This is a genomic window from Citrobacter sp. Cu233 (genome assembly GCF_030332225.1).
In the GTDB taxonomy this organism is placed as follows: Bacteria; Pseudomonadota; Gammaproteobacteria; order Enterobacterales; family Enterobacteriaceae; genus Citrobacter.
Genome location: NZ_JAOWIF010000044.1, coordinates 53909 through 80855, shown reverse-complemented (window position 1 = coordinate 80855; position 26947 = coordinate 53909). Strand labels below are relative to the sequence as shown.

The window sequence follows — 26947 nt, the reverse complement described above, 5'->3', positions numbered from 1 at the left end:
GTCACAATTACTAAATCGGTTTAGCAAAAAACATTGCTCATCTAAAATTCGCGGGTTTAGTATCATCAACCTAAACCGGTTTAGCAATTTAGCAATTATCAATGACTTCTTTTTAGGGATGCGACAAAATGTATAAAAAACGCAGACTTGCCGTGATGATTGGCATGCTGGCCGGTAGTACCTCTGTTTTTGCCCAAACGGATATGACAAGCATCGAAACACGCCTTGCCGCGCTTGAGCAGCGTCTTCAGGATGCTGAAATGCGAGCCCAGGTTGCAGAAAAGCGCGCGACGGTAGCCGAACAAAAAACACAGCAGCTGGTGGCTGCCCAACAAAAAGCGCAGACCACAACTCAGGACGTCGTACAGCGAACCGCCATGCTGGAGAAGAAAGCCGACCAGAGCAGTGGTTTCGAGTTCCACGGCTATGCGCGTTCCGGTCTGCTGATGAACGATGCCGCATCCAGCAGTAAAAGTGGTCCATACCTGACACCAGCCGGTGAAACAGGGGGCGCAATTGGGCGTCTGGGTAATGAAGCGGACACCTACGTTGAGCTCAATGTTGAGCATAAACAGACGCTGGATAATGGCGCGACGACCCGCTTTAAAGCCATGCTGGCCGACGGGCAAAAGACATATAACGACTGGTCCGCCGATACCAGCGACCTCAATATTCGCCAGGCGTTTGCTGAGCTGGGCAATCTGCCCGATTTTACCGGCGCACTGAAGAGCAGTACGTTCTGGGCCGGTAAACGTTTTGACCGTGACAACTTTGACATCCACTGGCTGGATTCCGATGTGGTGTTCCTGGCCGGGACCGGTGGCGGTGTGTACGACGTGAAGTGGAATGACACACTGCGCAGTAACTTCTCGATTTATGGGCGCAACTTCGGCAGTGAAGAACAGATCGACAATAACGTTCAGAACTACATTCTGAGCATGAACCACTTCGCCGGGCCGTTCCAGTTGATGGTGAGCGGACTGCGCGCCAAAGATAACGATGACCGCAAAGATGCTAACGGTGACCTCATCAAAACAGATGCGGCAAACAACGGTGTTCATGCTCTGGTCGGCCTGCATAACGACAGCTTCTATGGCATGCGTGAAGGTTCCGCCAAAACGGCTCTGCTGTACGGCCACGGGCTGGGGGCGGAAGTTAAAAGTATCGGTTCCGACGGTGCACTGTTATCGGATGCTGATACCTGGCGCTTTGCCAGCTACGGTGTGACCCCGCTGGGTGGCGGCTGGCACATCGCTCCGGCAGTGCTGGCGCAAAGCAGTAAAGATCGTTATGTGAAAGGTGACAGTTACGAGTGGGTCACACTTAACACCCGTCTGATTAAGGAGGTCACGCAGAACTTTGCCCTGGCCTTTGAGGGAAGCTATCAGTACATGGATTTAAACCCGGAAGGGTATAAAGACCGTAACGCCGTGAACGGTAGCTTCTACAAACTCACCTTCGCCCCGACGCTGAAAGCGGGCAAGATCGGTGATTTCTTCAGCCGTCCTGAGCTGCGCCTGTTCGCAACCTGGATGGACTGGAGCAGCAAACTGGATAACTACGCCAGTGATGATGCCTTTGGCAGCAGTGGTTTCAACGCCGGCGGGGAATGGAACTTTGGGGTACAGATGGAAACCTGGTTTTAACCCTTCACGCTCCCGCACTGCGGGGGCGTTACTTACATCATAAAAATGAGGTCAGGCAGAGGTGTCTATGGATTTTGATAATATCGCCCGTGAGCTTATTCCGCTGCTCGGTGGCAAAGAGAACATCGCCAGTGCTGCACACTGTGCTACGCGTCTTCGCCTGGTACTGGTCGACGATGCGCTTGCCGATCAGCAGGCCATCGGCAAGGTGGAAGGGGTAAAAGGATGTTTTCGTAACGCCGGTCAGATGCAGGTGATTTTCGGTACGGGTGTGGTCAATAAAGTCTACGCCGCGTTTATTCAGGCGGCAGGGATCAGTGAATCCAGTAAGTCGGAAGCGGCCGATATGGCGGCGCGTAAACTGAATCCGTTCCAGCGAATCGCGCGTCTGCTGTCGAACATCTTTGTTCCGATCATTCCGGCGATTGTGGCCTCCGGGTTGCTGATGGGCCTGCTGGGCATGGTGAAAACCTACGGCTGGGTCAATGCCGATAATGCGCTCTACATCATGCTGGATATGTGCAGCTCGGCCGCGTTTATTATTCTGCCGATCCTGATTGGTTTTACCGCCGCCCGTGAATTTGGCGGTAATCCTTATCTGGGGGCAACACTGGGCGGGATTTTGACTCACCCGGCACTGACCAATGCCTGGGGTGTGGCCTCCGGTTTCCACACCATGAACTTCTTTGGGTTAGACATCGCCATGATTGGCTATCAAGGAACGGTGTTCCCTGTGCTGCTCGCCGTCTGGTTTATGAGCATTGTCGAGAAACAGTTGCGCCGCGTTATTCCTGATGCGCTGGACCTGATTTTGACTCCGTTCCTGACGGTCATTATTTCCGGTTTTATTGCCTTGCTGATTATTGGCCCTGCGGGTCGTGCATTAGGGGACGGGATCTCATTCATTCTGAGTACGCTGATTGAACACGCGGGCTGGCTGGCCGGGCTGCTGTTTGGCGGTTTATATTCGGTGATCGTGATTACCGGCATTCACCACAGCTTCCACGCGATTGAAGCTGGTTTGTTAGGTAACCCGGCCATTGGCGTTAACTTCCTGCTACCGATCTGGGCGATGGCGAACGTTGCACAGGGCGGGGCATGTCTGGCCGTGTGGTTCAAAACCAAAGACGCAAAAATAAAGGCCATTACCTTACCGTCAGCCTTTTCTGCAATGCTTGGGATCACCGAGGCGGCGATTTTCGGTATTAACCTGCGTTTTATGAAACCTTTCATTGCAGCCCTGATTGGCGGTGCAGCAGGCGGGGCATGGGTTGTTTCTGTACATGTTTACATGACGGCGGTCGGGTTGACGGCAATCCCTGGAATAGCAATTGTACAGGCAAGCTCACTTCTTAATTATATTATCGGCATGGTGATTGCCTTCGGGGTGGCGTTTATCCTCTCGCTTCTGCTGAAGTACAAAACGGACACTGAATAATGACATTACCTTCACGCTGGCCTGCTGTATTGCAGGCCGTAATGAAAGGCCAGCCACGCGCGCTTGCCGACAGCCATTACCCGCAATGGCATCCCGCGCCTGTCACAGGGCTGATGAACGATCCGAACGGCTTTATCTGGTTCGCCGGGCGTTACCATCTGTTTTACCAGTGGAACCCACTGGGATGTGACCACCGTTATAAGTGCTGGGGTCACTGGAGCTCTGTCGACCTGGTACACTGGCAACATGAGCCTATGGCGCTGATGCCGGATGAAGAGTACGACCGCAGCGGATGTTATTCCGGCAGCGCCGTCGATAACAACGGCGTCCTGACTCTGTGCTACACCGGCAACGTGAAGTTTGACGACGGTAGCCGTACGGCCTGGCAGTGCCTGGCTGTACAAAAAGTGGATGGTAGCGTTGAGAAACGTGGCCCCGTAATGGCCCTGCCGGAAGGGTATACCGGGCACGTGCGTGATCCAAAGGTGTGGCAGCACAATGGCGAGTGGTTCATGGTGCTGGGCGCACAGGATCTGCAAAAACGCGGCAAAGTCCTGCTTTTTAAATCACCGGATTTGAACACGTGGCATGCCTGCGGTGAGATAGCCGGTCATGGTGTGAATGGCCTTTCCGATGCAGGTTATATGTGGGAGTGTCCGGATCTGTTTGCACTCGACGGCACACACATTCTGATCTGCTGTCCGCAAGGGCTGACGCGCGAAGCACATCGCTATCTCAATACCTATCCGGCAACCTGGATGAGTGGAGCGTTTGACTATGATCGTGCGACGTTTGATCACGGCGCACTGCACGAGCTGGACGCGGGCTTTGAGTTCTATGCGCCGCAAACCACGCTGGCCGCCGACGGACGACGTATTCTGATTGGCTGGATGGGCGTTCCTGACGGGGAAGAGATGTTACAGCCGACTCGCACGCAGGGCTGGATCCACCAGATGACCTGTCCACGTGAACTGCGGTATCGCGACGGAAAATTATGGCAAACCCCGATTCGTGAACTGGAGCAACTGCGTCAGGAGGAACAACGCTGGCAGGGCAACGCGTGTGATGCTCCGGGCCTGGATGCGACAAGCCTGGAGTTTGAGCTAACGCCGTCGTCATCGGTCAGTGTGGATTTTGCACACACGCTGCGGTTAACGGTCGACAGTGACGGACTGCGTCTGGAACGAGCCAGTCTGCAAAACGGAGAAACGCTGACACGCTACTGGCGGGGTGATGTCCAGCATTTACAGATTCTGTGTGACCGCTCCAGTGTTGAAATTTTCATCAATCATGGCGAAGGCGTGATGAGCAGCCGCTATTTTCCTGACCATCCAGCACGGGTGAGCTTCGAAGGTGCGTCCGACATCACATTACGATACTGGTCGCTGCGCGGCTGCATGATAGAATAGAGGTTTTGGCAGCCGGATCTAGGTCGTTGTGAGAAAAACAAAACGCGTCACAATAAAAGACATCGCAGAACTGGCGGGGGTATCAAAAGCCACTGCCAGCCTGGTCCTGAACGGACGCAGTAAAGAGCTTCGTGTAGCGGAAGAAACCCGTGAACGCGTGCTGGCCATTGCGAAAGAGCACCACTATCAACCGAGCATTCATGCACGTTCTTTGCGTGATAACCGTAGCCACACCATCGGACTGGTCGTTCCCGAAATCACCAACTACGGTTTTGCAGTCTTTTCTCATGAACTGGAGACCTTGTGCCGTGAGGCGGGTGTTCAGTTGTTGATCTCCTGTAGTGATGAAAATCCGGGCCAGGAAACGGTGGTGGTCAACAATATGGTGGCGCGGCAGGTTGATGGTCTGATTGTCGCATCCAGTATGCTCAATGATACAGACTATCAAAAGCTGAGCGAACAACTGCCGGTTGTTCTGTTTGACCGTCACATGAACGACAGCTCTCTTCCTCTGGTTATCACGGATTCCATCAGGCCAACGGCTGAACTGGTGGCAGAGATTGCCCGTGAACATCCTGATGAAGTCTATTTCCTCGGTGGTCAGCCGCGCCTTTCCCCTACACGCGATCGTCTTGAAGGGTTTAAGCAAGGTTTGCGCGATGCAAATATTGAATTAAGGCCGGAATGGATCATTCATGGGAATTATCACCCCAGTTCCGGCTACGAAATGTTTGCTGAGCTGTGCGCGCGGTTAGGTCGTCCTCCTAAGGCACTATTCACGGCAGCGTGCGGATTACTAGAGGGGGTATTGCGCTATATGGGTCAGCACAATCTGCTGCAAAGCGATATGCGGCTGGCCAGTTTTGACGATCACTATTTGTATGATTCCCTTACCATACCTATCGATACGGTTCGCCAGGATAACCGTCAATTGGCATGGCACTGCTTTGACTTGATTGGCAAATTGATCGAAGGGGAAACCCCGGAGCCATTGCAGCGTACATTGAATGCGACCTTACAGCGGCGATATAAAAAGGCAGAGTGAATCTGCCTTTTTGTTTATTGATTATCCGCCCCAACATCAATTAGCAGACGAAATCACAGCGTAAATGGTTAGCCGATAAATAGATAAGCTGCAGGCATTAAAAATCACACTCACGATGTGTAATCTCGGCATGACATACTGAAACACTTATATATGCTTCGCCAATAACGCACTGTCTCAGCACGAAATTATAGCGTTAGCCGACCACTACACACTGAACTGAAAAAGGTATTTTCGACAGGGGCGTGCGCACGCGCTTAGGAGAAGCGACAACACACTAATTCTGCTCTGCCACCAGAATCGCCTGCGTATCAGGCTCCAGCGCTTTAAAGATATGTTCCTGATCGGCGGGATAACAAATATAGTCTCCCTCACCCAACTCTTCCGGTGCCTCAGTCAGCCCGACCAGCGCCTTCCCCTGCGTTACAATAATATGCTCCACCGATCCCGGTGGGTGTGGCTGTGAAATACGGTCCGCACCAGGTTGCGTCAGCAGCAGGTAGATATCCCGCCTGGCGCCCGGTGGGCAAGCTGCCAATAAAATCGCCTGATAATGGGCCTGTTCCGCCACCACTTTTGTCCCTTCACCGCGACGAATCACCTGCGTTTTTTGCTCCAGCGGTTCCAGTAATCGGGCAAAAGGGATATCCAGCGCCACACACAGTGACCAGAGCGTTTCCAGGCTAGGATTTCCATTACCCGCTTCCAGCTGCGAAAGCGTAGATTTTGCAATCCCCGCACGCCGCGCAATCTCTGCGAGCGACAAACCGGTACGCTGACGTTCGCGCACCAGACTTTTGGCAATCATACTGATGGGTTGGGTCATATTCGACTCTGTGTTTTTTATATCGAACGAATCGTTCGACTTGTAAATAAAATCTGTTCCGTTCATTATAATGGAAATTCGTTCGATATGGCTAAAACAGCATGAAACATTATTTTTCCAGCCTCAAAGGCGACACGATAAAAGCAATATTTTTAGTGTGCCTGGCCGTCGGTGTGGTGGGCATGTCCTACGGTTCGCTGGCAATGGCTTACGGCTTCCCGATTTGGGTGCCCTTTGTACTCTCGATTACAGTGCTGGCCGGGGCTTCTGAATTTATGTTCATCGGTATTATCGCCAGCGGCGGAAATCCGTTGGCAGCAGCGGCAGCCGGTTTACTGGTGAATGCCCGACATGTGCCGTTTGGTGTTACGGTACGCGATCTGGTCGGCACTCGCGCCGCCAGCTTTCTCGGCTGCCATATTATGAACGATGAAAGTGTGGTGTTCGGCTTATCGCAAAAAACACCGGAACAACGTAAAGCCGCCTACTGGTTATGCGGTCTGGGCGTCGCCATTTTCTGGCCGATTGGCACACTGATCGGTGCTGGTGTCGGTAAGCTGCTCCCGGCACCTGAAACCATTGGGCTGGATGCCGTTTTCCCTGCCATTTTGTTGGCCTTAGTGGTTCCGGCCTTTAAAAACCGCACCACGCTCATCCGTGCCTGTAGCGGGGCCACATTGTCACTCGCGTCCGTACCTTTCGCGCCGGTAGGCTTGCCGGTACTGCTCTCACTGTTTGGCTTACTGACGAGGAAAAAATAATGGGTAATATGACGCTGTTTATCGTCGGGATTGCCGTGTTGTCTTTGGGTACATATTTAATGCGCTTAGGGGGAGCAAAACTGGGAGGCCGTTTAGCCTTTTCTGAACGTTCACAGGCGTTGCTTTCTGATGCTGCAACGGTATTACTGTTCTCCGTCGCGCTGGCAACCACCTTTTATGAAGGCGAACACTTTGCCGGTATGGCGCGCGTACTCGGTGTGGGTTTTGCGGTCTTTCTCGCCTGGCGTAAGATGCCATTGATTGTGGTGATTATCGCTGCAGCAGTGGTAACTGCGCTGCTGAGAATGGCGGGTATAAGCTAAAAAAGCGCCCCTGGGGCGCTCTTTCTACCGTACTGAAATAACTTATTTCAGCAGTTCAGCAGTCATATGCACACGGTTACCCGTGTAAGCCTGAGTGATTTTATAATCGCTGGCGCCTGCACGTTCAGCCTGAGCGGCAATTTTTGCTTCAGCACTTTCCAGCGTAGAACCGGTTGCGGTAACTGTCTGAGCAGCGAAAGAACCGAAAGAAGTAGCGAGAGCGATAACTGCGACAAAAGTTTTGATGCTTTTCATGATATAAACCCTTTCACTTAGTTGTTTGAGTAAGGCACCGTGCCTTGATGTGATAAATAGTAGTCTTCATATCACACAACTAAAAGCGGAAGGATTTGCCCATCTTATTCAAATTAACTGAACGCTTATTACTCAGCAATCAGCCGCTGCGGATGGGTGTAGATCGTCGCCCTGCCCGGTTTGCAAAAACCCACCAGCGTCAGGTTACAACGTTCGGCAACGTCTACGGCAAGCGTCGTGGCGGCTGAGACAGCAAACAGGATCTCCACGCCACACATCGCCGACTTTTGCACCATCTCGTAGCTGGCGCGGCTGGAAACTAACACCGCGCCCTGTTGCCAGCTTTCCCCTTCCACTGCGCGTCGTCCCAGCAGTTTATCCAGCGCAACGTGGCGACCCACGTCTTCATGACCACCCATCAAATGGCCTGACGGCTGTACCCAGGCCGCAGCGTGCGTACAGCCTGTGAGCTGTCCCACGGGCTGATAATCGTGCAGATGTCGTAATGCGGTATCGAGGTTCGCAAGGTTAAATGTCTGGGTAAACGGCAGAGGCTGGACCGGTTTGCCAATGTCATTGAGCTGCTCCACGCCGCAAACGCCACAACCGGTACGACCTGCCAGTGCACGACGTCGCTCCTTCAGCCCCATAAATCGACGACTGGAAAGCTCAACCTGCACTTCTAATCCGTTGCAGGAAGGAACCACTTCCATGCCAAAAATATCCTGAGGGCGCTCAATAATGCCTTCAGAAAGTGAAAAGCCCATCGCAAAGTGCTCAAGATCTTTCGGTGACGCCATCATCACCACGTGCGAAATCCCGTTGTAAACCAACGCAACCGGCACTTCTTCAGCGACGACATCCGGCTGAGGATGTTGCAAATCCTCGCGTTTCCAGAGGGTCAGCTGGCGCGATCCTGTCAAAGTCGTCACATTTTTGATGTTTTCTCGAATAATCTTATTCACTTTCTTTTAACCATATTGGAACACACATACCAACATTGTGGTATTCTTTACAAACCCCTCCTGGACGGAGGGAAATTCACCCAATTCTGGACCTTTGCGGTCCCGTCCGCAAAGAAAAATAACAACCACGTCCCTCGCGCTCGAGTAACGGAAAAGTGAAGGGAACGTGACAATGTCGAAACAAGGAGCGAACCATGCAGGTCAGCAGAAGGCAGTTCTTTAAGATCTGCGCTGGCGGTATGGCAGGCACCACGGCAGCGGCACTGGGCTTTGCGCCCGGCGTAGCGCTCGCGGAAACACGGCAATATAAACTGCTGCGCACCCGCGAAACCCGTAACACCTGCACTTACTGTTCCGTTGGCTGTGGACTGTTGATGTACAGTCTCGGTGACGGAGCAAAAAACGCCAAAGCATCCATCTTCCATATCGAAGGGGACCCGGATCACCCGGTGAACCGTGGCGCGCTGTGCCCGAAAGGGGCAGGACTTGTGGACTTCATCCATTCCGAAAGCCGCCTGAAATTCCCGGAATACCGCGCACCAGGTTCTGATAAGTGGCAACAAATTAGCTGGGATGAGGCATTTGACCGCATCGCGAAGCTAATGAAAGAAGACCGCGACGCTAACTACGTTGCGCAGAATGCCGAAGGCGTTACCGTTAACCGCTGGCTTTCCACCGGGATGCTGTGTGCTTCCGCTTCCAGTAATGAAACCGGCTATTTAACACAAAAATTCTCCCGCGCGCTGGGTATGCTCGCGGTCGACAACCAGGCGCGTGTCTGACACGGACCAACGGTAGCAAGTCTTGCTCCAACATTTGGTCGCGGTGCGATGACCAACCACTGGGTCGACATTAAAAACGCCAACCTCATTGTGGTGATGGGCGGTAACGCCGCTGAAGCTCACCCGGTCGGGTTCCGCTGGGCGATGGAAGCCAAAATTCACAACGGCGCGAAGCTGATTGTTATCGATCCACGCTTTACGCGAACCGCAGCGGTGGCTGATTTCTATGCCCCAATTCGTTCCGGTACTGACATTGCCTTCCTGTCAGGCGTCTTGCTGTACCTGCTGAATAACGAAAAATTCAACCGCGAATACACCGAGGCCTATACCAACGCCAGCCTGATCGTGCGTGAGGATTACGGTTTCGAAGATGGCCTGTTCACCGGCTACGACGCGGACAAACGCAAGTATGACAAAACCAGCTGGAACTACGAGCTGGATGAAAAAGGCTTCGCCAAACGCGATATTACGCTGCAACACCCACGCTGCGTGTGGAACCTGCTGAAACAGCACGTTTCCCGCTACACGCCGGACGTCGTAGAAAACATCTGCGGTACGCCGAAGGCTGATTTCCTGAAAGTCTGTGAGTACATTGCAGAAACCAGCGTAAAAGATAAAACCGCGTCGTTCCTCTACGCGTTGGGCTGGACACAGCACTCCATTGGCGCGCAGAACATCCGCACCATGGCGATGATCCAGTTACTGCTTGGCAATATGGGGATGGCTGGCGGCGGTGTTAACGCCCTGCGCGGTCACTCTAATATCCAGGGTCTGACTGACTTAGGCCTGTTGTCACAAAGCCTGCCTGGCTACATGACGCTGCCAAGCGAGAAACAAACCGACCTGCAAACCTACCTTGCTGCCAACACGCCAAAACCGTTGCTGGAAGGTCAAGTGAACTACTGGGGCAACTACCCGAAATTCTTCGTTTCGATGATGAAAGCCTTCTTTGGCGATAAGGCGACAGCGGAAAACAGCTGGGGCTTTGACTGGCTGCCGAAGTGGGATAAAGGGTACGACGTACTGCAATACTTCGAGATGATGAACCAGGGCAAAGTGAATGGCTATATCTGCCAGGGCTTTAACCCGGTCGCCTCATTCCCGAACAAAAACAAGGTTGTGGCTTCACTGTCTAAACTGAAGTTCCTGGTGACCATCGACCCACTCAACACTGAGACATCCACCTTCTGGCAAAACCACGGTGAGTCGAACGATGTGGATCCGTCGAAAATCCAGACTGAAGTGTTCCGTCTGCCATCCACCTGCTTTGCCGAAGAGAACGGTTCTATCGTGAACTCCGGTCGCTGGTTGCAGTGGCACTGGAAAGGCGCGGATGCCCCAGGGATTGCCGCTACCGATGGTGAGATCCTCGCCGGTATCTTCCTGCGTCTGCGTAAGATGTATGCCGAACAAGGTGGAGCGAACCCGGAACAGGTGCTGAGCATGACCTGGAACTACTCCACACCGCATGAGCCGGCTTCAGAAGAAGTGGCAATGGAGAGCAACGGTAAGGCGCTGGCCGATATTACCGACCCGGCAACCGGTGCGGTTATCGTGAAGAAAGGCCAACAGCTGAGCTCGTTCGCCCAACTGCGTGACGATGGTACCACCTCCAGCGGTTGCTGGATTTTCGCCGGTAGCTGGACGCCAGAAGGCAACCAGATGGCCCGTCGCGATAACGCCGACCCATCAGGTCTTGGCAATACGCTGGGCTGGGCCTGGGCATGGCCGCTCAACCGACGCATTCTGTATAACCGCGCCTCCGCTGACCCACAGGGGAATCCGTGGGATCCAAAACGTCAGATCCTGAAATGGGATGGCGCGAAATGGAGCGGGATGGATATTCCGGACTACAGTGCCGCCGCACCTGGCAGCAACGTTGGGCCATTCATCATGCAGCCTGAAGGGATGGGACGTCTGTTTGCTATCGATAAGATGGCGGAAGGGCCGTTCCCGGAACACTACGAGCCGTTTGAAACGCCGCTGGGCACTAACCCGCTGCACCCGAACGTTATCTCTAACCCTGCCGCCCGTATCTTTAAAGGCGACGAAGAAGCACTGGGTAAAGCGGATAAGTTCCCGTACGTCGGGACGACCTACCGTCTGACCGAACACTTCCACTACTGGACCAAACATGCGCTGCTTAACGCCATCGCCCAGCCGGAACAGTTTGTGGAAATTGGTGAGAAACTGGCGAACAAGCTCGGCATCTCCCACGGCGATACGGTCAAAGTCTCCTCTAACCGCGGCTACATTAAAGCCAAAGCAGTGGTGACCAAACGTATTCGCACGTTGAAGGCAAACGGTAAGGATATCGACACTATCGGTATTCCTATTCACTGGGGCTACGAAGGCGTAGCTAAAAAAGGCTTTATCGCCAACACGTTAACGCCATTCGTCGGTGATGCGAACACGCAAACACCGGAATTTAAGTCCTTCCTCGTGAACGTGGAAAAGGTGTAACGGAGACGACCTATGGCTTATCAATCGCAAGACATCATTCGTCGTTCCGCCACTAACGGTTTCACCCCCGCGCCTCAGGCGCGGGACCATCAGGAAGAGGTGGCGAAGCTTATCGACGTCACCACCTGTATCGGCTGTAAAGCGTGTCAGGTGGCGTGTTCGGAGTGGAACGACATCCGTGATGAGGTGGGTAACAACGTTGGGGTGTACGACAACCCGGCTGATTTGACCGCCAAATCCTGGACGGTGATGCGTTTCTCGGAAGTGGAACAAGACGACAAACTCGAATGGCTGATCCGTAAGGATGGCTGTATGCACTGTGCCGATCCGGGCTGTCTGAAAGCATGCCCGGCTGAAGGGGCAATCATTCAGTATGCCAACGGTATCGTCGACTTCCAGTCCGAACAGTGTATCGGCTGCGGTTATTGTATTGCAGGCTGCCCGTTCGACGTACCGCGCCTCAACCCGGAAGACAACCGCGTCTATAAATGTACGCTGTGTGTTGACCGCGTGGTGGTGGGCCAGGAACCGGCCTGTGTAAAAACGTGCCCAACCGGTGCAATTCATTTCGGCACCAAAGAGTCGATGAAAACGCTGGCGGGCGAGCGTGTAGCGGAGCTGAAAACACGTGGTTACGAAAATGCAGGTCTGTACGATCCGGCAGGCGTTGGCGGTACGCACGTGATGTATGTGCTGCACCATGCTGACAAGCCGAACCTGTATCACGGCTTGCCAGAGAACCCGGAAATCAGCGCCACCGTCAAATTCTGGAAAGGTATCTGGAAACCCCTCGCAGCGGTCGGCTTTGCAGCGACATTTGCGGCCAGTATCTTCCACTACGTCGGTGTAGGCCCAAACCGTGCGGAAGAGGAAGAAGACAATCTGCATGAAAAAGACGACGAGGTGCGCAAATGAAACGACGTGACACCATCGTGCGCTACACGGCGCCGGAACGCATCAACCACTGGATCACCGCCTTCTGCTTCATTCTGGCAGCGGTGAGCGGGATGGGCTTTCTCTTCCCGTCGTTTAACTGGCTAATGCAAATTATGGGCACTCCACAGCTGGCGCGAATTCTGCACCCGTTTGTCGGCGTGATCATGTTTGCCTCGTTTATCATCATGTTTTTCCGATACTGGCACCACAATCTAATCAATCGGGATGATATCTTTTGGGCGAAGAATATTCGTAAGATTGTCGTCAACGAGGAAGTAGGTGACACGGGACGTTATAACTTCGGCCAGAAATGCGTATTCTGGGCGGCGATTACCTTCCTGGTCCTGTTGCTGGTGAGTGGAGTGGTCATCTGGCGTCCGTATTTTGCGCCTGCTTTCTCAATCCCGGTGATCCGATTCGCGTTAATGCTGCATTCATTTGCCGCAGTAGCGTTAATTGTGGTTATCATGGTGCACATTTACGCCGCCCTTTGGGTGAAAGGCACCATTACCGCGATGGTGGAAGGATGGGTCACCAGTGCATGGGCGAAGAAACATCACCCGCGCTGGTACCGTGAAGTCCGCAAGACAACGGAAAAGAAAACTGAATGAGTATTCGCATAATCCCGCAAGATGAGCTGGAGAAGAGCGAGAAACGCACGGCGGATATGATTCCGCCGTTATTATTCCCCAGACTCAAAAATTTGTATAACCGCCGCGCTGAACGCCTGCGCGAGCTGGCCGAGAACAACCCGCTGGGCGATTATCTGCGCTTCGCGGCGCTGATTGCCCACGCGCAGGAAGTGGTGCTGTACGACCATCCGTTACAGATGGATCTGACCGCTCGCATCAAAGAAGCGAACGATCAGGGTAAACCACCGCTGGATATCCACGTCCTGCCGCGCGATAAACACTGGCAAAAACTGCTGCAGTCGTTAATTGCTGAGCTGAAGCCAGAAATGAGCGGCCCGGCACTGGCGGTAATCGAAAATCTGGAAAAAGCCTCAGAGCAGGAACTTGAGCTGATGGCCAGCGCGCTGTTTGCCTCCGATTTTGCCTCCGTCAGCAGCGACAAAGCACCGTTCATTTGGGCTGCCTTGTCGCTCTACTGGGCGCAGATGGCGAGCCTGATCCCCGGCAAAGCCCGTGCGGAATACGGTGAACAGCGTCAATACTGCCCGGTGTGTGGTTCAATGCCGGTTTCCAGCATGGTGCAAATCGGTACCACTCAGGGGCTGCGTTATCTGCACTGCAACCTGTGCGAAACCGAGTGGCACGTCGTGCGCGTGAAATGCAGCAACTGCGAACAGAGCCGTGATTTGAACTACTGGTCACTGGATAACGAGCAAGCGGCAATTAAAGCCGAAAGCTGCGGCGACTGCGGGACTTACCTGAAGATTCTATATCAGGAAAAAGACCCGAAAGTAGAAGCTGTTGCTGACGATCTCGCTTCACTGATGCTGGACGCGCACATGGAGCAAGAGGGCTTTGCCCGCAGCTCCATCAACCCGTTCCTGTTCCCGGGTGAAGGGGAGTAAGTCTTTTGTTGTATCGGGCGGCGTAAGTCGCCCGGGTTACAATTCGTATGGCGTCACCACGCCCGGTATTCCGGCAAAGTCCTTTGTGTTACGCGTGACCAGTTCAAGGCGATGAACCTGCGCTGTCGCCAGAATAATGGCATCCGGAAGTTTCATCCCATACTCCTGGCGCAGAGCAACACTTCGCTCGGCAATGTCCTGCGATACACCAATAATATTAAACGCGCTCATCGCAACGCGCGTGCGGTGCTCCTGATTATACTTTTTGGCACCCACCATCACTTCCATCCAGGTAATAAGGCTAATCGCATTCTGCGGCGGCCATGCATCTAACGCTTGTTTTGCTTCGCGCCGCCCACTGAATAAGTCAATTAAAATATTAGTGTCAAATAGTGCCGACCCATTAGCCATTACCACTCCTCACGCAGTTTGCGCTGGTATTCCACACCGTCTTCTTCACAGCCCTGCCACAAACCAAGTGCGCCGGAAATCGTTGTTTCAGCCTGGTCTTGTCTTTCCAGGTATTGCTCAACAGCCTCTCGCAACAGCTCCGCACGGGGAAGGTTGCGTTGCACTTTGAGATCGTCCAGTCGTTTAATCATTTCATCTGATAAATCGAGTAAAATTCTGCCCATATCCAGCCCAGTCATCACGCCCATATATATCTCCAGTATATCACTCAAGATTAAAACACGAGCAATTTACACCCGGTAAATTCTAAAGAGAAGAGCGCTGCAGGTGGTTAATGTACTTTTGCGAGCCGCTTTCCAGAATCACAGTCCAGACAATATTCTCCATTTTCTTTTGCTAATATCCAGGCTATAACACTGTATGTTTATACAGATAAAGGATAGAGAAATGGCACTGGAGAGCGGGATTGCGCAGCTGGTTGAGGCATTTATCGCGGCGGGACGCCCTTCTTCCCGCGAACAGAATATTGATGACCGGAGAGCGGGCTACATCGCCAGCACAGCACTGGCAGGAGAAACTGAAACCCGCGTACAGGTTGAAGATATTGAACTCGATACCATGACGTTTCGCGTTGTTTCGCCACGGGGTGCCACGGGCAACCTACCCTGCGTGATTTATTATCACGGTGGCTGCTTTGTCAGCGGCGGATTTGCGACACATGATAATCAGCTAAGACAGCTCGCTTTTTACAGCGGCTGTCGGGTGATTGCCGTGCAGTACCGCCTTGCACCAGAGCATACTTTCCCGGCAGCACACGATGATGCGGAAAGCGGGGCCAATATCATCTGGAAATACGCAGAAGAACTGGGCGTAGACCGAGAGAATATCACGCTTGCTGGCGACAGCGCTGGCGGACATCTGGCGTTCGTTTGCGCCTTGCGCCTGAAAACCGCACAGCAATGGCAACCTGCACAGCTCGTGCTGATTTATCCCATGCTCGACGCAACCGCCGGATTTGAGAGCTACACCCGCAATGGGCAGGATTACATCATCACACGTGACACACTGTTGTCCGGTTACGAGATGTATATGCCCCAGACTGACCTGTACCATCCGGAAGTCAGCCCGCTGTGGCGCGACGATTTCAACGGGTTACCGCCGACCCACATTATTACGGCTGAATTTGACCCACTGTGCGATGAAGGAGAAGCCCTGTATCACCAGCTTCAGAAGCACGCCGTGGACTGCACCTGCCAGCGCTATCTCGGCGTCATCCACGGATTTTTTCAGTTAGGAGGCGTAAGCCAGACGGCGCGAAACGCAATGCGCGACGTAGCCTGGCGAGTTGCAACAGACGAGTAAAACGCGAATCGGGTAGCGTGAAGAGTAGGGATTTCCCCCTACTCTTCTTCATTCCCACCTTCGACGTAAGGACCAAACGGCTTCGCAGGCAGTACGATATACGTGCCTTCAAACACCACGCCCGCCGTATCGTCACCAAAAAGCTCCACCTGCATCTGCACTCGTGCCTTGCGGCCTCTCGCCAGACGGTCAAGATCGCCGCTCAATGAGCCCAGATCGGCGATAGCAGTAGGCTTCCCGGTGATCGGCTTGCTGTAGCGGATATGTGCATCGGCGAGGATAATCGTTCCTCCCAGATGACGCTCACGCAACATCAGCCAGATAAGCCCCCAACCGGTAAGCGTCGCCAGCGAGAACAGGCTTCCGGCAAACAGGGTGTGGTGCGGATTCTGGTTCCCTGTCTCGGGCATCGTGGTAATAAATTTCTGCCCGGTATATTGCTGAATACGCACGCCCATTTTTTCGCTTAACGGAATATGTTCGTACCAGGCTTGCTGTAGCTGCCCACACCAGTCACCACGATGAAGAATATCGTCCAGCGTCGCAATGGGCTTAATCATCAGGAAGTGGCGGACCGGCGTGGTTTGCGGCGTGGTGATTTCCCCCTGGCTTACAAACCCCAGCTTGGCGAAAAATTCAACCGCATCCTCACGAGCGCTACAGGTGACGCGCTTCACCCCTTCCTGGCGTGCCACAGATTCAAGGGTCATCGCCATCAGCGTTCCGAGTCCCTTTTCTTGCACCGAGGGGTCTACAGCCATAAAGCGTATGGAGGCTTCGTTGTCCGCATTGATATACAGACGACCTACCGCGACCAAATTGCCTTCTTCGTCCACCACCATTTGATGGTGTGCCATTGCGTCCCAGGCATCCCGTTCGGAGCCTTTTGGCTGGTGCAGGGGTTTACGCAGCATTTCCCAGCGAAACTGGTAGTAACGCTCCAGTTCTTCTTCTGTTTGCGGTACTCGAAGGTGATACATAGTTGTATTCTCTCTTGTTACCCGCGACCACGCCGGAAGCTGGTTCATACTTGTAACCAGAACGTCACGGGGCCATCATTAACCAGCGAAACCTGCATATCAGCAGCGAATCGCCCGGTTTGCGTGTTCATCTCCTGTTGGCGGCAGCGCTCTACAAAATATGTATAAAGAGCCTCTGCCCTATCGGGTGCTGCGCCTTTTGAAAAACCAGGGCGCATGCCGCGTTCGGTATCTGCCGCCAGTGTAAACTGTGAAACCACCAGCACGCTGCCACCTGACTGCTGCACATTCAGGTTCATTTTGCCTTCGGCATCGCTAAAGATTCGATAGCCGAGTACGCGTTCGCACAAGCGGTTTGCTTTCTGTTCGTCATCATCCCTTTCGACACCTAACAGGACCAAAAGTCCTGGGCCAATTTCACCCGTCACCTCGCCCTCCACGGTGACGCTGGCACGGGTTACGCGCTGAATTAATGCAATCATGGTTGCTCTGCTTCTTCTTGTTCTGCGGCTTGTTTAAGTTTGCGGTATTCCCCGAGAGTGACAGTTATTTCCGCGCCTAGCAAGACGATACACCACGTCCAGTAAACCCAGACAAATAAAATAGGGATCACCGCCAGGACACCGTAAATGAGCTGATAAGACGGGAACATCGTGATATAGAGCGCAAATCCTTTCTTTCCGGCTTCGAACAGCACAGCAGCAACAAAGGCACCGATTACCGCATCACGATTGGGTACTCGCGTGGTGGGTACAATGCTGTAAAGCAGCCAGAACGATAGCCAGGAAAGTACCAACGGGAAAATACGCAGTACGTTATCAATAACCGTGTTGAGATCGCTTGCCCAGCGCAACGACAGCAAATAAGAACTGATTGCCAGGCTGGCTCCCGCCAGCAGCGGTCCCAGCGTTAATATCATCCAGTAAACGGCAAAAGAGTACACTTTGGGCCGCGTGCGCTTACTCCGCCAGATGGTATTCAACGCGCTATCGATGGCATACATCAGCAATAGGGCGGTTACAATCAGCCCGCACGCCCCAACAGCCGTCATTTTGTTCGAGTTTGCGACAAACTGTTCGATATACCGCTGGATGACATCGCCGGTCGCCGGAATAAAGTTAGCGAAAATGAAATGACGGAGTTGAATGCTGACATCGGAAAACATCGGAAATGCAGCGAAAAGAGCAAAAACAACGGCGATAAGCGGCACTAACGAGAGCAATGAAACGTAGGCAAGATTTCCTGCCAGCGTTGTCATATGATCCTCATCAATGCGCTGCCATAATAGCTTCAGCCAGGCCCATACTGGACGCGTGTGATGCCTGGCTTTTTGATGCAAAATTTTTAGCATAACAACTTCGCGAAATAGTCAGGGATGGTCGTTTTATCGACGACCTGAATACTGGTGATCCCTAACTGGTTAGCCCCTTCAATATTATCGGCGTTGTCATCAAAAAAGACCGCATCGTGCGCAGAAAAACCTTCTGACTGCAGAACGTGCTGGTAAATCCGTGCTTCCGGTTTACGCATGCCCAGTTCCTGAGAAAGATAAATGTGATCGGCTGCCTGACGGATTTCGGGATACTCATCTGGCCAAAACGTTGTGTGCAGGCGGTTAGTATTCGATAACACAACGACACGATGCCCTTGCTCGCGCAGCTTATGCATGATGTCGATAACTTCGGGGCGTAATGCGACAAAAACGGCCTGCCAACCGTGAGAGAACTGTTCATAACTCAAAGGCAACGCCATGTCATGACACAGCGCCTCGGCGAAGGCTTCATCAGTTATTTCGCCTCGCTCATGCTGGCGAAAAGCCTCCCCCATCGTAAAACTTTGCTTTAGTGAAGCCAACGGTACACGGCTCAAATCGCTCCATGTGCCTAACACGCGATTGAAGTCGATATCGACAATCACATTACCCAAATCAAAGATATAGAGCATGTCCTTCTCCTTTCTCGCCGTGGATGAATAACTGTAGCGGGAAAGGAGATGTTTGACTATGAGTGCCGGTAGCGATTATTCGCCTTCATCGTTAAATTGCCAGCGAGACTCAATCACCAGCGGAAGGCCAACGCTGACAAACTGCGGCGTCAGGTTAATTGCATTAGGTGCCTGAGTGAGTGGGTTAACACATGTCGCGTCGGGTTGTTTATCAAATACAACCAGGCTTTGTGCAGCTGATGTCATCGCCATGCTCAACTTACCTGGCCATTGTAATCTGACCTTCAGACCGGATGAAAAGCCGAAACAATCATCCCACGGACCCGATTGTGGGGTGACCTTCTTACCTGTCGGCAATTCGTTGCTCCCGGCCTCTTCCTGCCAGTCAGCATCAAATAGCACCTGCAACTCTGCGTCTTCCTGCTGTGGGTCGAGGTGTTTAGCAAACCAGGGATGCCAACCCGCTGAGGCTGGGAATGAGTCTGCGACCGAATGAATTTCAAGGCGCAGAATTAGCGTGTCATCTTCAAGAGTCAACATTTGCAGCACCTCGCCCTGCCAGGGCCATGGCGTATCCAACGGCATACGCAGCGTCAACGCATCCGTCTTTTGTTCTACGACTTCCCACGCTGAATAACAGGCCATACCGTGCAAAGCATGGGGCGGCTTATTGGCGGGCAAAGCATACTGATTCTCCCCTACGTTCAACGTCGCGTAGCCAAGGCGACCAGCCCAGGGCACCATGGGGAAGCAACCGTATTGAAACGCTCTACGCTGCGGTTCCCATTGCCGCAATACTTCAAAACCAAACGCCTGTAATGACGTAATTCTGGCACCATCTTGCGGGAAAACCTGCAGGCGGATATTGCCTTTTTCAAGCAGAACAGATTTCGCCACAGGCCCCGGCCAGGGGGTATCAAACGCATGCTGTAATGCTTGTCGATGTTCGGTATTCAGTTCAGTGTTCATAGGATTGTTCTCTGATATTTCGGTAAGAAGTTAATTCGCGTTAGCGTCATTTTTATTGTCTGAATGTGGTTCGATAAGCCAGACGCAAATAAATGAAAGTATTGAGATAACAAACAAAAACAGTGCGACATACCACGGCTTACCACCACCCAAAGCCAACAGGCTGGACGCTATTAGCGGGCTTAACCCACCCAAAATCGCGGAGAATTGGTAGGCAAATGAAAGTCCGGTGTAACGGACCCGGGTACCGAACATGCGAGTAAATAACGTGGGTTGTACAGCAAACATCATCGTTGGCCCGAGGTTATAACCCAGGATCATACTGCACCAGATAATGAGCGTGCTTTTCGTGTCCAGCAGCAGGAAAAAGGGAAAGGCAAACAGGATGCAAAAACCTGCCCCAAACAGGTACATTTTCCGTTGCCCAACACGGTCAGAAATCCGACCAATCAGGGGACAACTTACAATGCCAATCGCCGAAGCGATAAGCATACCGGTTAGCGGAATATCCCTTGATAATGCGAGCTGACTGGAAATATAAACAATCCCAAAAGCGTTAATGATGTTGGACGAAACGCTCTCAGCCAACCTGGCACCAAGTGCCAACAAAATATTACGAGGGTGTTTACGGAAGAGTTCAATCAGCGGCGGTGCCAATTTTTCATGCGACCTGGCCGTTTTTTGTTTTTGAAAGTCCAGCGTCTCTTCGGTATGAAGTCGAATGAACAATCCGACAATCAACATGACGGCAGAAAGCCAAAATGGGATTCGCCATCCCCAGGAAAGAAACTCCTCCTGAGTCAGGAAGTGATTACACAGTGCGAACACACCTGTTGCCAGCATAATCCCAACCGAGGCCGCCGTTTGCGGGAGCGAACCTAAAAATCCGCGCTTCCCTTCAGGCGCAGATTCAATAGTCATCAACGCCGCACCGCCATATTCCCCCCCGAGGCCAAATCCCTGAATCAGGCGTAGAACCATCAATATAATTGGGGCCCAGATTCCAATATCCTGGTAGGTAGGTATAAAACCGATTAAGAACGTTGAGGTACCGACGATACCTAATGTCCAAATTAACGTTATTTTGCGGCCAACTTTATCGCCAAAATGGCCAAAAACAATGCCACCCAATGGACGCGATAAAAAGCCTACACCAAAAGTTGCGAATGCAGCGATCAACCCAATAAAAGGATCACTGTCAGGGAAAAACAACGGAGCGAAGACCAGTCCAGCTGCTGTTCCAAAAATAAAAAAATCGTACCACTCCATCAACGCACCGGCAAAACTGCCCATGACAACACGTCTCATGGCTTTGCCGGATAGCCCTTCTTTTGGTACCAGTTCTCTTTCAGCCATAATTTCCCTCTCCGGGTCGGCGAGAAATCCACGGAATAAAACCACTTACAAGTGGAGGAGCTTTTTTAGGAAACGCGCCGATATATTCCGGCGCGCTTGCTTGTTATTTCTCCAACTCCGCTAATACCTCTGCATCTTCAGCGTCAACATTCGCACCCAGTGGTTCCCACTTAATCAAAACGCACGTCAGGAATCCGATGAAAGGAACGATCGCCAGCCAATAGAACGCTTCCGTCTTTAACGCTCCCCACAACATAGGCCAAAAGATAAGCCCAGCTATCGCTCCAGTGCGCATAATGGCGCGCGCGAATCCAACACCTGTCGGACGGATCGTTGGCGGATAAGAAAGCGTGGCGATGGTCATTCCTAAGCCACCTGGACCTGCAGAATGGAAGAAGATAATCGCACCCAGCAGACCTAAAGAAAGCCATGGGTTTGTCGTTGCCAGAGCGCCTAATGCCAGCAGCGCAACCGTTACGATGGCAAAACCACACATCGACTGGAGACGAGTGCCCAAACGCTGGAGGATAAGAGAACCAATTAACCCGCCAGTAATCCCGCACAGCGCATTCACTACTGCGGAACCACTGAGCGCACCGGTTAATCCTCCGCTCAGTATCCCCGCCAGAGTCAGCGGCAAATAAACGCCCACGGCGTTGTATTGCCAAGCCTGCATGGTGGCCACGACACAGCCAAGGATGGTCCGTTTGCGATAGCGTGAATTAAATAAGATGCCGTACCCACCATGAAACTTACTTTCTGTTTTTTCCGATGAGGTATCACCACGTTGTGACGAAATCGCAACGCGAGCATGAACACCATAGCGCTTTGCCAGAATGCCGCAGGCTTCATCATAACGCCCAACTCGCGCCGCCCACATTGCGGATTCACCAATAAAAAAGTATCGCAGGATCATAATGATGACCGCGAAAATCGCGCCAACGAAAATCCCGTAACGCCATAATTGTTCTTCGGCAATGCCCGACAACAGCAGCAGGAGCAGTACGAGATAAACAACGGTGGTTGAGACATACCAGGCCATTTGCCAGAGGTTGACTGACGAACCAGTTTTCTTGGATATTGAACCACGCAACTCTGCGACGGCATTCGTTGCCAGCGGGAAATCAATACCCAGACCAAACCCCATAATCACGCGACAAACCAGCACCCACCAGATGTTTGGGGCTATTGCAACGGCCGCAGCACCAATCGTGCATAACCCCATCCCGATGATAAATGCGCGCTTTTGGCCAAAGCGGTTAATCACGCGGTTTGCCAGTAGTCCGCCAATCAGAGCCGCGACTAAAACAGAGGCGTTAACCGTTGCCGCAAGTCCTGGTGATATACCGAATTGCAAGGCGATATATTTGTTACCAAACCCAACCATCGCCGCCTGATAAGCATCAATAAGGATGCCACCGAGGGCGATGAAAATAATGCCAACGCTGGTATTTACTGCTGAATGTTTATTAACAATATCAATCACGTCCTGTGGACGACCGATTGAATAAGGTGCAGGACTGGTGACGTGACTCATCGCAGTATCCTTTTTCATTGTTGTAGGATGGCGCTGCCGTGAAGCAGCGCCAGACAGAGGGTTACACCATCACGCCTCGGCAAACTGCAGCATGACTTTTATCGAGTCATTTTGCTGCGCACGTTCAAATGCTTTCGCCGCATCTTCAACCGGGAAGAGATCGGTCACCAGTTCACTGGTGTCAAAGCGTCCATCCGCCAGCCACTCAATTACCGCATCAAAATCTTCCGGGATGTACATGCCGGAATTGAGCAAATCGCGTTCGAAACGCTGCATCATAGGAAGCGGAATTTCACGAGGGCCACTCGGTACGCCCATGCATACCACCGTTCCCCCGGCATAGACGTGGGTAAAAGCATCATTCAGCGTGGCTTGAGCAGCAACAACGTCTACCGCACCCGTAAAGCGAATCTGAGGATCCAGTTCACCCGGAGCCCAAACTTCTGCCGCGCCAAGCTTTAACGCTAATGCACGCTTGGCAGCATCAGGTTCGATCACGGTGATTTTTCCCGCGCCCATAATGCGCAAAGCCTGAACAATGGATAAGCCAATGGTTCCCGCGCCGATCACCAACACACTCTCCAACGAGGCTTTCGGCATCCGGCTCACACAGTGACGCGCACAGGCAGCCGGCTCGGCAAAGGCCAGTGCTTTCAGCGGCAGAGAGGCAGGTGCAACATGGCAGTTTCGCGCCGGGACAATATGTTGTGAGCGGGCAAATCCTGGCGCGCGGAAACCAGCAACCTGCGGCGGCTCGCACAGATTGAAGCGACCCGCCTTACAGGCACGGCACTCCATACAGGCCATAATCGGATCGACAACAACATGATCGCCTACTTTGACATTTGTCACCTTACTGCCCACTTCCGTTACGCGTGCTGCAATTTCATGCCCTGGCACAACCGGAGGTTTTGCAAATGGATGCCCCCCCTTCAGTACATGCAGGTCAGAGCCGCAAATTCCGTAGAATACCGGAGCGATGCGAACTTCCTGCGGTTTAAGTTCCTGGTGCGGCAGCTCAATATACTGGGTCGTCACTTTCCCAATATTAGAAAAGAGAACTTGGGTAATTTTTTCCATGGTTCTGCTCCAGATTCACTAAGAATGGGTGATTAACGCTGAGAAATACCTTCATCCACAATTTCAGCCAGCCGTTGTAAACGAGGGACAGACACATCACGCAGCATTGTTTGCGGATCCTGAGCCCCCACGACCGACGCCCACACAGCACGCCCAGCAAGGAACCCGGAAGCGCCACCCTTCATGGCGATGCGAACTGCACGCCCAAAGATATCGGCATCAACCCCAGAGGAAAGAATGACCCATGGCATTTTCATGTGTTCATGAAGCTTTTGACATGCGGTAAGCAGGATCTGTTCATCACCCTTACCACCTAATGGCATTTCGACTTTATAGAGATCGGCGTCAGTACCGCCAAGTTCAGCCGCAGCAGCGAGAATGGCGCTTTCACGATCGAATTCCCAACCACGGCGTGGAGGGCGGACGACCGGTTCGATGATGCTCACCAACCCGGCGCTACGACAACGTTGAACAAACTCTTCGACCATAGCCAGACGCGCTTCTGCCGGCTCATCTTTACGCCACAACACCAGCAGCTTCATTGCTTTTGCGCCCATTTCACGGGCTTTATGCGGGTCAATTGCCATGTCGATTTCAACGCTATCAACCGGAATACCATTGCCAGGGACAAAATGGTCAGCCGCCACAATCAGACCACAGGAATCGGCTACCGCACCTTGTGACACGATCTGTTCGAGGCAAAATTGTTTATCAGCAAGTACCGCTGAAGCATAAGGTGACAGAATCTGGGTTGCCGCGACTTTAAAGTCAGTTAATACGCTATCAGCAACCGGTTTTGGATGCCCGGAAGCAGCGAACATCAGGCGCATAGCCTCACGCTGATCGACGGCCAACATAGCAAATCCGCCGCCTGGGCGAGAAATATCTTTCAGCGTGTATGGGGTATTGTGGGAAGACATAGTAACTCCTGTGAACGTTTAAAATTTAAAGAGAATCTGGTCGGCCAGCCTGCTGACGAACCTGAGATAACAGCGCGCTCCAGTCCTGACGGCCTCTGCCGCTTTCACTGGCGCTGGCGTAATAAGTTTCTGCCGCCATCCCCATATTGAGCGGGGCACCGGTCTGACTCGCGACATCAACAGCGATGCGCAGGTCTTTCAATGCCAGGTCCACCATAAATGCCGGAGATAAATCGCCCTTCAGCACTTTTCCAGGCCAGGTTGTCGTAAAGTGTCCCTTGCCTGCGGCAGTACCGCTCATGACCTTAATAGCGACATCCAGGCTTAATCCCAGGGATTCGCAAAGCACTGCGGCTTCCGCTGACAAGGCATTCAACGCAATGCTCATGTAGTTGTTGATAAGCTTCACGCGGATCCCCATTCCAGGACCACCGGCTTCCACCAACTCGTTGCCCATACACATCAAAACTGGACGCGCACGTTCAACCTGTTCAGACGTCCCCCCTGCGAGAATCAATAGTGTCCCATCGATGGCGTTGACAGAGGTTCGACCCACTGGCGCATCCATCATGCTGATGCCTTTTTCTTGCATCTCATGAATCAACGCATCGGTCTGTAATGGATGAATGGTGGACATATCAATCACCAGCGCATCGTGGGATATGCTTTCACTCACACCATCTTTGCCCAGCAACACGTACCGAACGATGTCGCCATTTGGCAGCATGGTGATAATAAATTCGGCGCCTTTAGCGGCCTCTGCTGGAGTTTGGGCGGCAATCGCACCTTTTTGTACTAACTCCGTAACGGCCTGCTGGTTTACGTCAAACACGCGTAATGTATGTCCGTGCTGCAACAGGTTGTTAGCCATTGGGCTGCCCATCTGTCCCAATCCCAAAAATGCAACGGTTGTCATGAACGGTCTCCTGCCTCAGGTTGACAAAATAATTACAATTAAAAACTCATTTTCGTCTGTTTTTGAGCATATTTGTAATTTATGACTAAAAACAAGGCACGCGTCACTAATTTGATCATTTATGTCATTAAAATGAACAAAAGAAGACAAGTTCACATAGGACCAAACAAATATGACCAGAATTGCATGCGTTGGAATCACCGTTCAGGACCGAATCTATTCTCTGAACAACCTGCCTGATGGCGGGGGGAAATATCAGTCAAATCAATATATGGAGACAGGGGGTGGCCCGGCGGCAACAGCGGCAGTAGCAATTGCCCGACTCGGTATCGATGTCGATTTTATCGGCCGCGTAGGTGACGATAGCTGTGGGAACACGTTGTTGAACGAGCTTCGCAACTGGGGGGTGAATACACAATTCTGCCGTCAATACCCCAATGCACGTTCATCGCAGTCTGCAATTTTGGTCGATCAGTACGGGGAGCGCATCATAGTAAATTACCCGAGCCCTGACCTGGACACGGATGCACAGTGGCTGGAATCGATTGATTTTACTCGCTATGACGTGGTTCTGGCCGATGTACGCTGGCATGAGGGAACATTAAAATCCTTCAAGCTGGCACGTGCCGCTGGGGTACTGACGCTGCTGGATGCCGATATGACCCCGCAAGACATTACGCCATTAGTGGCGCTTGCCGATCATGCGGTTTTCTCTACTCCAGGACTTAAGCGAATGACCGGATTGGATGATGCAGGGCAGGCTTTAACACTGGCCGCCAGTCACACAGATGGTAAAGTTTACGTTACGTTGGGCGGAGAGGGATCACAATGGATTGAAGAGGGAGATTTATGTCAACAGGCTGCATTTTCTGTCAATGTGGTAGATACAACCGGGGCAGGGGATGTTTTCCATGGCGCCATGGCGGTTGCCCTGGCGGAGAAAATGTCGACCGAGAAAGCGATTCGCTTCGCAAGCGCAGTGGCAGCGATGAAATGCACGCAGCCAGGTGGACGAGCCGGAATTCCTAATCGTGCGCAAACCGAATCATTTTTGTCACTTTATGCGTAAAATAGCCGGTATTTACG

General features: G+C 52.5%; 26 protein-coding genes and 1 pseudogene. 12 read left to right on the top strand and 15 right to left on the bottom strand.

Annotation, left to right across the window (positions count from 1 at the left end):
• Positions 1-128 precede the first annotated feature (128 nt).
• The 4 genes from OGX95_RS22570 to OGX95_RS22555 all read left to right on the top strand — a co-directional run bounded on the left by OGX95_RS22570 (position 129) and on the right by OGX95_RS22555 (position 5538).
• The gene (locus tag OGX95_RS22570) at positions 129-1646 is read left to right on the top strand and encodes a carbohydrate porin (RefSeq protein WP_286631043.1); all 1518 of its coding nucleotides are present in this window, start codon (positions 129-131) and stop codon (positions 1644-1646) included.
• Positions 1647-1713: 67 nt separating this feature from the next.
• Positions 1714-3084: a sucrose-specific PTS transporter subunit IIBC gene (locus OGX95_RS22565; RefSeq protein ID WP_286615337.1), complete on the top strand. Its 1371-nt coding sequence runs from the start codon at positions 1714-1716 to the stop codon at positions 3082-3084.
• Positions 3084-4493 carry a sucrose-6-phosphate hydrolase gene (locus OGX95_RS22560; RefSeq protein WP_286631042.1) on the top strand — a complete coding sequence of 470 codons (1410 nt, stop codon included), beginning with the start codon at positions 3084-3086 and terminating at the stop codon, positions 4491-4493. Before OGX95_RS22565 ends, OGX95_RS22560 begins: the two co-directional genes overlap by 1 nt.
• Positions 4494-4521: 28 nt before the next feature.
• Positions 4522-5538, top strand: coding sequence for a LacI family DNA-binding transcriptional regulator (locus OGX95_RS22555; RefSeq protein WP_286631041.1), 1017 nt, complete (start codon positions 4522-4524; stop codon positions 5536-5538).
• Between the two features lie 277 nt (positions 5539-5815).
• Here the strand turns inward: OGX95_RS22555 and OGX95_RS22550 are convergent, their stop codons facing one another.
• Entirely contained in the window at positions 5816-6364 is a 549-nt protein-coding gene (locus OGX95_RS22550; RefSeq protein ID WP_286631040.1) for a helix-turn-helix domain-containing protein, read from the bottom strand.
• 101 nt (positions 6365-6465) lie between these two features.
• Here OGX95_RS22550 and OGX95_RS22545 point away from each other — a divergent pair, with 101 nt between their 5' ends.
• Together OGX95_RS22545 and OGX95_RS22540 are read left to right on the top strand one after the other, a co-directional pair.
• Entirely contained in the window at positions 6466-7125 is a 660-nt protein-coding gene (locus OGX95_RS22545) for an AzlC family ABC transporter permease (protein WP_286631039.1), read from the top strand.
• On the top strand, positions 7125-7448 hold the full coding sequence (locus OGX95_RS22540; protein WP_286631038.1) for an AzlD domain-containing protein: 324 nt from the start codon (positions 7125-7127) through the stop codon (positions 7446-7448). Before OGX95_RS22545 ends, OGX95_RS22540 begins: the two co-directional genes overlap by 1 nt.
• A gap of 42 nt (positions 7449-7490) precedes the next feature.
• Here the strand turns inward: OGX95_RS22540 and OGX95_RS22535 are convergent, their stop codons facing one another.
• Both OGX95_RS22535 and fdhD read right to left on the bottom strand, forming a co-directional pair.
• Positions 7491-7703 carry a YdgH/BhsA/McbA family protein gene (locus OGX95_RS22535; protein ID WP_003825262.1) on the bottom strand — a complete coding sequence of 71 codons (213 nt, stop codon included), beginning with the start codon at positions 7701-7703 and terminating at the stop codon, positions 7491-7493.
• A gap of 128 nt (positions 7704-7831) precedes the next feature.
• A complete protein-coding gene (gene fdhD, locus OGX95_RS22530) occupies positions 7832-8668 on the bottom strand; it encodes a formate dehydrogenase accessory sulfurtransferase FdhD (RefSeq protein ID WP_286631037.1) in 837 nt (278 codons plus the stop codon).
• Between the two features lie 194 nt (positions 8669-8862).
• On the opposite strand from fdhD, the gene fdnG reads away from it, so the two are divergent.
• Genes fdnG through fdhE form a run of 4 tightly spaced genes read left to right on the top strand, consistent with a single transcriptional unit; the run spans position 8863 to position 14386 of the window.
• A complete protein-coding gene (gene fdnG / locus OGX95_RS22525) occupies positions 8863-11913 on the top strand; it encodes a formate dehydrogenase-N subunit alpha (protein ID WP_286631036.1) in 3051 nt (1016 codons plus the stop codon).
• A gap of 12 nt (positions 11914-11925) precedes the next feature.
• Positions 11926-12828, top strand: coding sequence for a formate dehydrogenase O subunit beta (fdoH, locus tag OGX95_RS22520; protein WP_202037268.1), 903 nt, complete (start codon positions 11926-11928; stop codon positions 12826-12828).
• Positions 12825-13460 carry a formate dehydrogenase cytochrome b556 subunit gene (fdoI, locus tag OGX95_RS22515; RefSeq protein ID WP_286631035.1) on the top strand — a complete coding sequence of 212 codons (636 nt, stop codon included), beginning with the start codon at positions 12825-12827 and terminating at the stop codon, positions 13458-13460. The genes fdoH and fdoI overlap by 4 nt, the downstream gene beginning before the upstream one ends.
• Positions 13457-14386, top strand: coding sequence for a formate dehydrogenase accessory protein FdhE (gene fdhE / locus OGX95_RS22510; RefSeq protein WP_003028685.1), 930 nt, complete (start codon positions 13457-13459; stop codon positions 14384-14386). The genes fdoI and fdhE overlap by 4 nt, the downstream gene beginning before the upstream one ends.
• A gap of 36 nt (positions 14387-14422) precedes the next feature.
• On the opposite strand, the gene OGX95_RS22505 is transcribed toward fdhE, so the two are convergent.
• Together OGX95_RS22505 and OGX95_RS22500 are read right to left on the bottom strand one after the other, a co-directional pair.
• The gene (locus tag OGX95_RS22505) at positions 14423-14797 is read right to left on the bottom strand and encodes a type II toxin-antitoxin system VapC family toxin (protein WP_286631034.1); all 375 of its coding nucleotides are present in this window, start codon (positions 14795-14797) and stop codon (positions 14423-14425) included.
• Positions 14797-15039 (bottom strand): ribbon-helix-helix domain-containing protein, encoded by a 243-nt coding sequence (locus OGX95_RS22500; RefSeq protein WP_286631089.1) that lies wholly within the window; start codon positions 15037-15039, stop codon positions 14797-14799. Before OGX95_RS22500 ends, OGX95_RS22505 begins: the two co-directional genes overlap by 1 nt.
• 205 nt (positions 15040-15244) lie before the next feature.
• Between OGX95_RS22500 and OGX95_RS22495 the strand changes: the two genes are divergently transcribed.
• Complete coding sequence (locus OGX95_RS22495) at positions 15245-16159, top strand: alpha/beta hydrolase (protein WP_286631033.1); 915 nt, start codon at positions 15245-15247, stop codon at positions 16157-16159.
• A gap of 38 nt (positions 16160-16197) precedes the next feature.
• Here the strand turns inward: OGX95_RS22495 and fabY are convergent, their stop codons facing one another.
• The 10 genes and pseudogenes from fabY to yihU form a co-directional block, all read right to left on the bottom strand.
• Positions 16198-17139 (bottom strand): fatty acid biosynthesis protein FabY, encoded by a 942-nt coding sequence (gene fabY / locus OGX95_RS22490; RefSeq protein WP_170974333.1) that lies wholly within the window; start codon positions 17137-17139, stop codon positions 16198-16200.
• A gap of 44 nt (positions 17140-17183) precedes the next feature.
• On the bottom strand, positions 17184-17621 hold the full coding sequence (gene dtd / locus OGX95_RS22485) for a D-aminoacyl-tRNA deacylase (RefSeq protein WP_137381428.1): 438 nt from the start codon (positions 17619-17621) through the stop codon (positions 17184-17186).
• Positions 17618-18490 (bottom strand): virulence factor BrkB family protein, encoded by an 873-nt coding sequence (locus OGX95_RS22480; protein ID WP_286631032.1) that lies wholly within the window; start codon positions 18488-18490, stop codon positions 17618-17620. The genes dtd and OGX95_RS22480 overlap by 4 nt, the downstream gene beginning before the upstream one ends.
• Positions 18484-19083, bottom strand: a complete 600-nt coding sequence (gene yihX / locus OGX95_RS22475; RefSeq protein WP_137381426.1) for a glucose-1-phosphatase — start codon at positions 19081-19083, stop codon at positions 18484-18486. Before yihX ends, OGX95_RS22480 begins: the two co-directional genes overlap by 7 nt.
• Positions 19084-19158: 75 nt before the next feature.
• The gene (locus tag OGX95_RS22470) at positions 19159-20052 is read right to left on the bottom strand and encodes an aldose epimerase family protein (protein WP_286631031.1); all 894 of its coding nucleotides are present in this window, start codon (positions 20050-20052) and stop codon (positions 19159-19161) included.
• Positions 20042-21408, bottom strand: a pseudogene (locus tag OGX95_RS22465) (MFS transporter). Before OGX95_RS22465 ends, OGX95_RS22470 begins: the two are co-directional and overlap by 11 nt.
• Before the next feature lie 103 nt (positions 21409-21511).
• Entirely contained in the window at positions 21512-22945 is a 1434-nt protein-coding gene (locus OGX95_RS22460) for an MFS transporter (protein WP_286631029.1), read from the bottom strand.
• Positions 22946-23014: 69 nt separating this feature from the next.
• Positions 23015-24025: a zinc-dependent alcohol dehydrogenase gene (locus OGX95_RS22455; protein ID WP_286631028.1), complete on the bottom strand. Its 1011-nt coding sequence runs from the start codon at positions 24023-24025 to the stop codon at positions 23015-23017.
• A gap of 32 nt (positions 24026-24057) precedes the next feature.
• Positions 24058-24945, bottom strand: coding sequence for an aldolase (locus tag OGX95_RS22450; protein WP_286631027.1), 888 nt, complete (start codon positions 24943-24945; stop codon positions 24058-24060).
• Positions 24946-24970: 25 nt separating this feature from the next.
• Positions 24971-25861 carry a sulfolactaldehyde 3-reductase gene (yihU, locus tag OGX95_RS22445; RefSeq protein ID WP_286631026.1) on the bottom strand — a complete coding sequence of 297 codons (891 nt, stop codon included), beginning with the start codon at positions 25859-25861 and terminating at the stop codon, positions 24971-24973.
• Between the two features lie 172 nt (positions 25862-26033).
• On the opposite strand from yihU, the gene OGX95_RS22440 reads away from it, so the two are divergent.
• Positions 26034-26930, top strand: coding sequence for a sugar kinase (locus OGX95_RS22440; RefSeq protein WP_286631025.1), 897 nt, complete (start codon positions 26034-26036; stop codon positions 26928-26930).
• Positions 26931-26947: the final 17 nt, after the last annotated feature.

Bases quoted from the DNA above. Each gene is read 5' to 3' on its own strand.
- OGX95_RS22545 (WP_286631039.1), top strand. From the start codon at position 6,466: ATGAAACATTATTTTTCCAGCCTCAAAGGCGACACGATAAAAGCAATA.
- OGX95_RS22565 (WP_286615337.1), top strand. From the start codon at position 1,714: ATGGATTTTGATAATATCGCCCGTGAGCTTATTCCGCTGCTCGGTGGC.
- OGX95_RS22470 (WP_286631031.1), bottom strand. From the start codon at position 20,052: ATGAACACTGAACTGAATACCGAACATCGACAAGCATTACAGCATGCG.
- yihX (WP_137381426.1), bottom strand. From the start codon at position 19,083: ATGCTCTATATCTTTGATTTGGGTAATGTGATTGTCGATATCGACTTC.
- OGX95_RS22540 (WP_286631038.1), top strand. From the start codon at position 7,125: ATGGGTAATATGACGCTGTTTATCGTCGGGATTGCCGTGTTGTCTTTG.
- dtd (WP_137381428.1), bottom strand. From the start codon at position 17,621: ATGATTGCATTAATTCAGCGCGTAACCCGTGCCAGCGTCACCGTGGAG.
- OGX95_RS22450 (WP_286631027.1), bottom strand. From the start codon at position 24,945: ATGTCTTCCCACAATACCCCATACACGCTGAAAGATATTTCTCGCCCA.
- fdoH (WP_202037268.1), top strand. From the start codon at position 11,926: ATGGCTTATCAATCGCAAGACATCATTCGTCGTTCCGCCACTAACGGT.
- OGX95_RS22505 (WP_286631034.1), bottom strand. From the start codon at position 14,797: ATGGCTAATGGGTCGGCACTATTTGACACTAATATTTTAATTGACTTA.
- OGX95_RS22560 (WP_286631042.1), top strand. From the start codon at position 3,084: ATGACATTACCTTCACGCTGGCCTGCTGTATTGCAGGCCGTAATGAAA.
- fdhE (WP_003028685.1), top strand. From the start codon at position 13,457: ATGAGTATTCGCATAATCCCGCAAGATGAGCTGGAGAAGAGCGAGAAA.
- fdoI (WP_286631035.1), top strand. From the start codon at position 12,825: ATGAAACGACGTGACACCATCGTGCGCTACACGGCGCCGGAACGCATC.
- OGX95_RS22495 (WP_286631033.1), top strand. From the start codon at position 15,245: ATGGCACTGGAGAGCGGGATTGCGCAGCTGGTTGAGGCATTTATCGCG.
- OGX95_RS22440 (WP_286631025.1), top strand. From the start codon at position 26,034: ATGACCAGAATTGCATGCGTTGGAATCACCGTTCAGGACCGAATCTAT.
- yihU (WP_286631026.1), bottom strand. From the start codon at position 25,861: ATGACAACCGTTGCATTTTTGGGATTGGGACAGATGGGCAGCCCAATG.
- fabY (WP_170974333.1), bottom strand. From the start codon at position 17,139: ATGTATCACCTTCGAGTACCGCAAACAGAAGAAGAACTGGAGCGTTAC.
- OGX95_RS22550 (WP_286631040.1), bottom strand. From the start codon at position 6,364: ATGACCCAACCCATCAGTATGATTGCCAAAAGTCTGGTGCGCGAACGT.
- OGX95_RS22480 (WP_286631032.1), bottom strand. From the start codon at position 18,490: ATGCTAAAAATTTTGCATCAAAAAGCCAGGCATCACACGCGTCCAGTA.
- OGX95_RS22570 (WP_286631043.1), top strand. From the start codon at position 129: ATGTATAAAAAACGCAGACTTGCCGTGATGATTGGCATGCTGGCCGGT.
- OGX95_RS22455 (WP_286631028.1), bottom strand. From the start codon at position 24,025: ATGGAAAAAATTACCCAAGTTCTCTTTTCTAATATTGGGAAAGTGACG.
- OGX95_RS22460 (WP_286631029.1), bottom strand. From the start codon at position 22,945: ATGAGTCACGTCACCAGTCCTGCACCTTATTCAATCGGTCGTCCACAG.
- OGX95_RS22535 (WP_003825262.1), bottom strand. From the start codon at position 7,703: ATGAAAAGCATCAAAACTTTTGTCGCAGTTATCGCTCTCGCTACTTCT.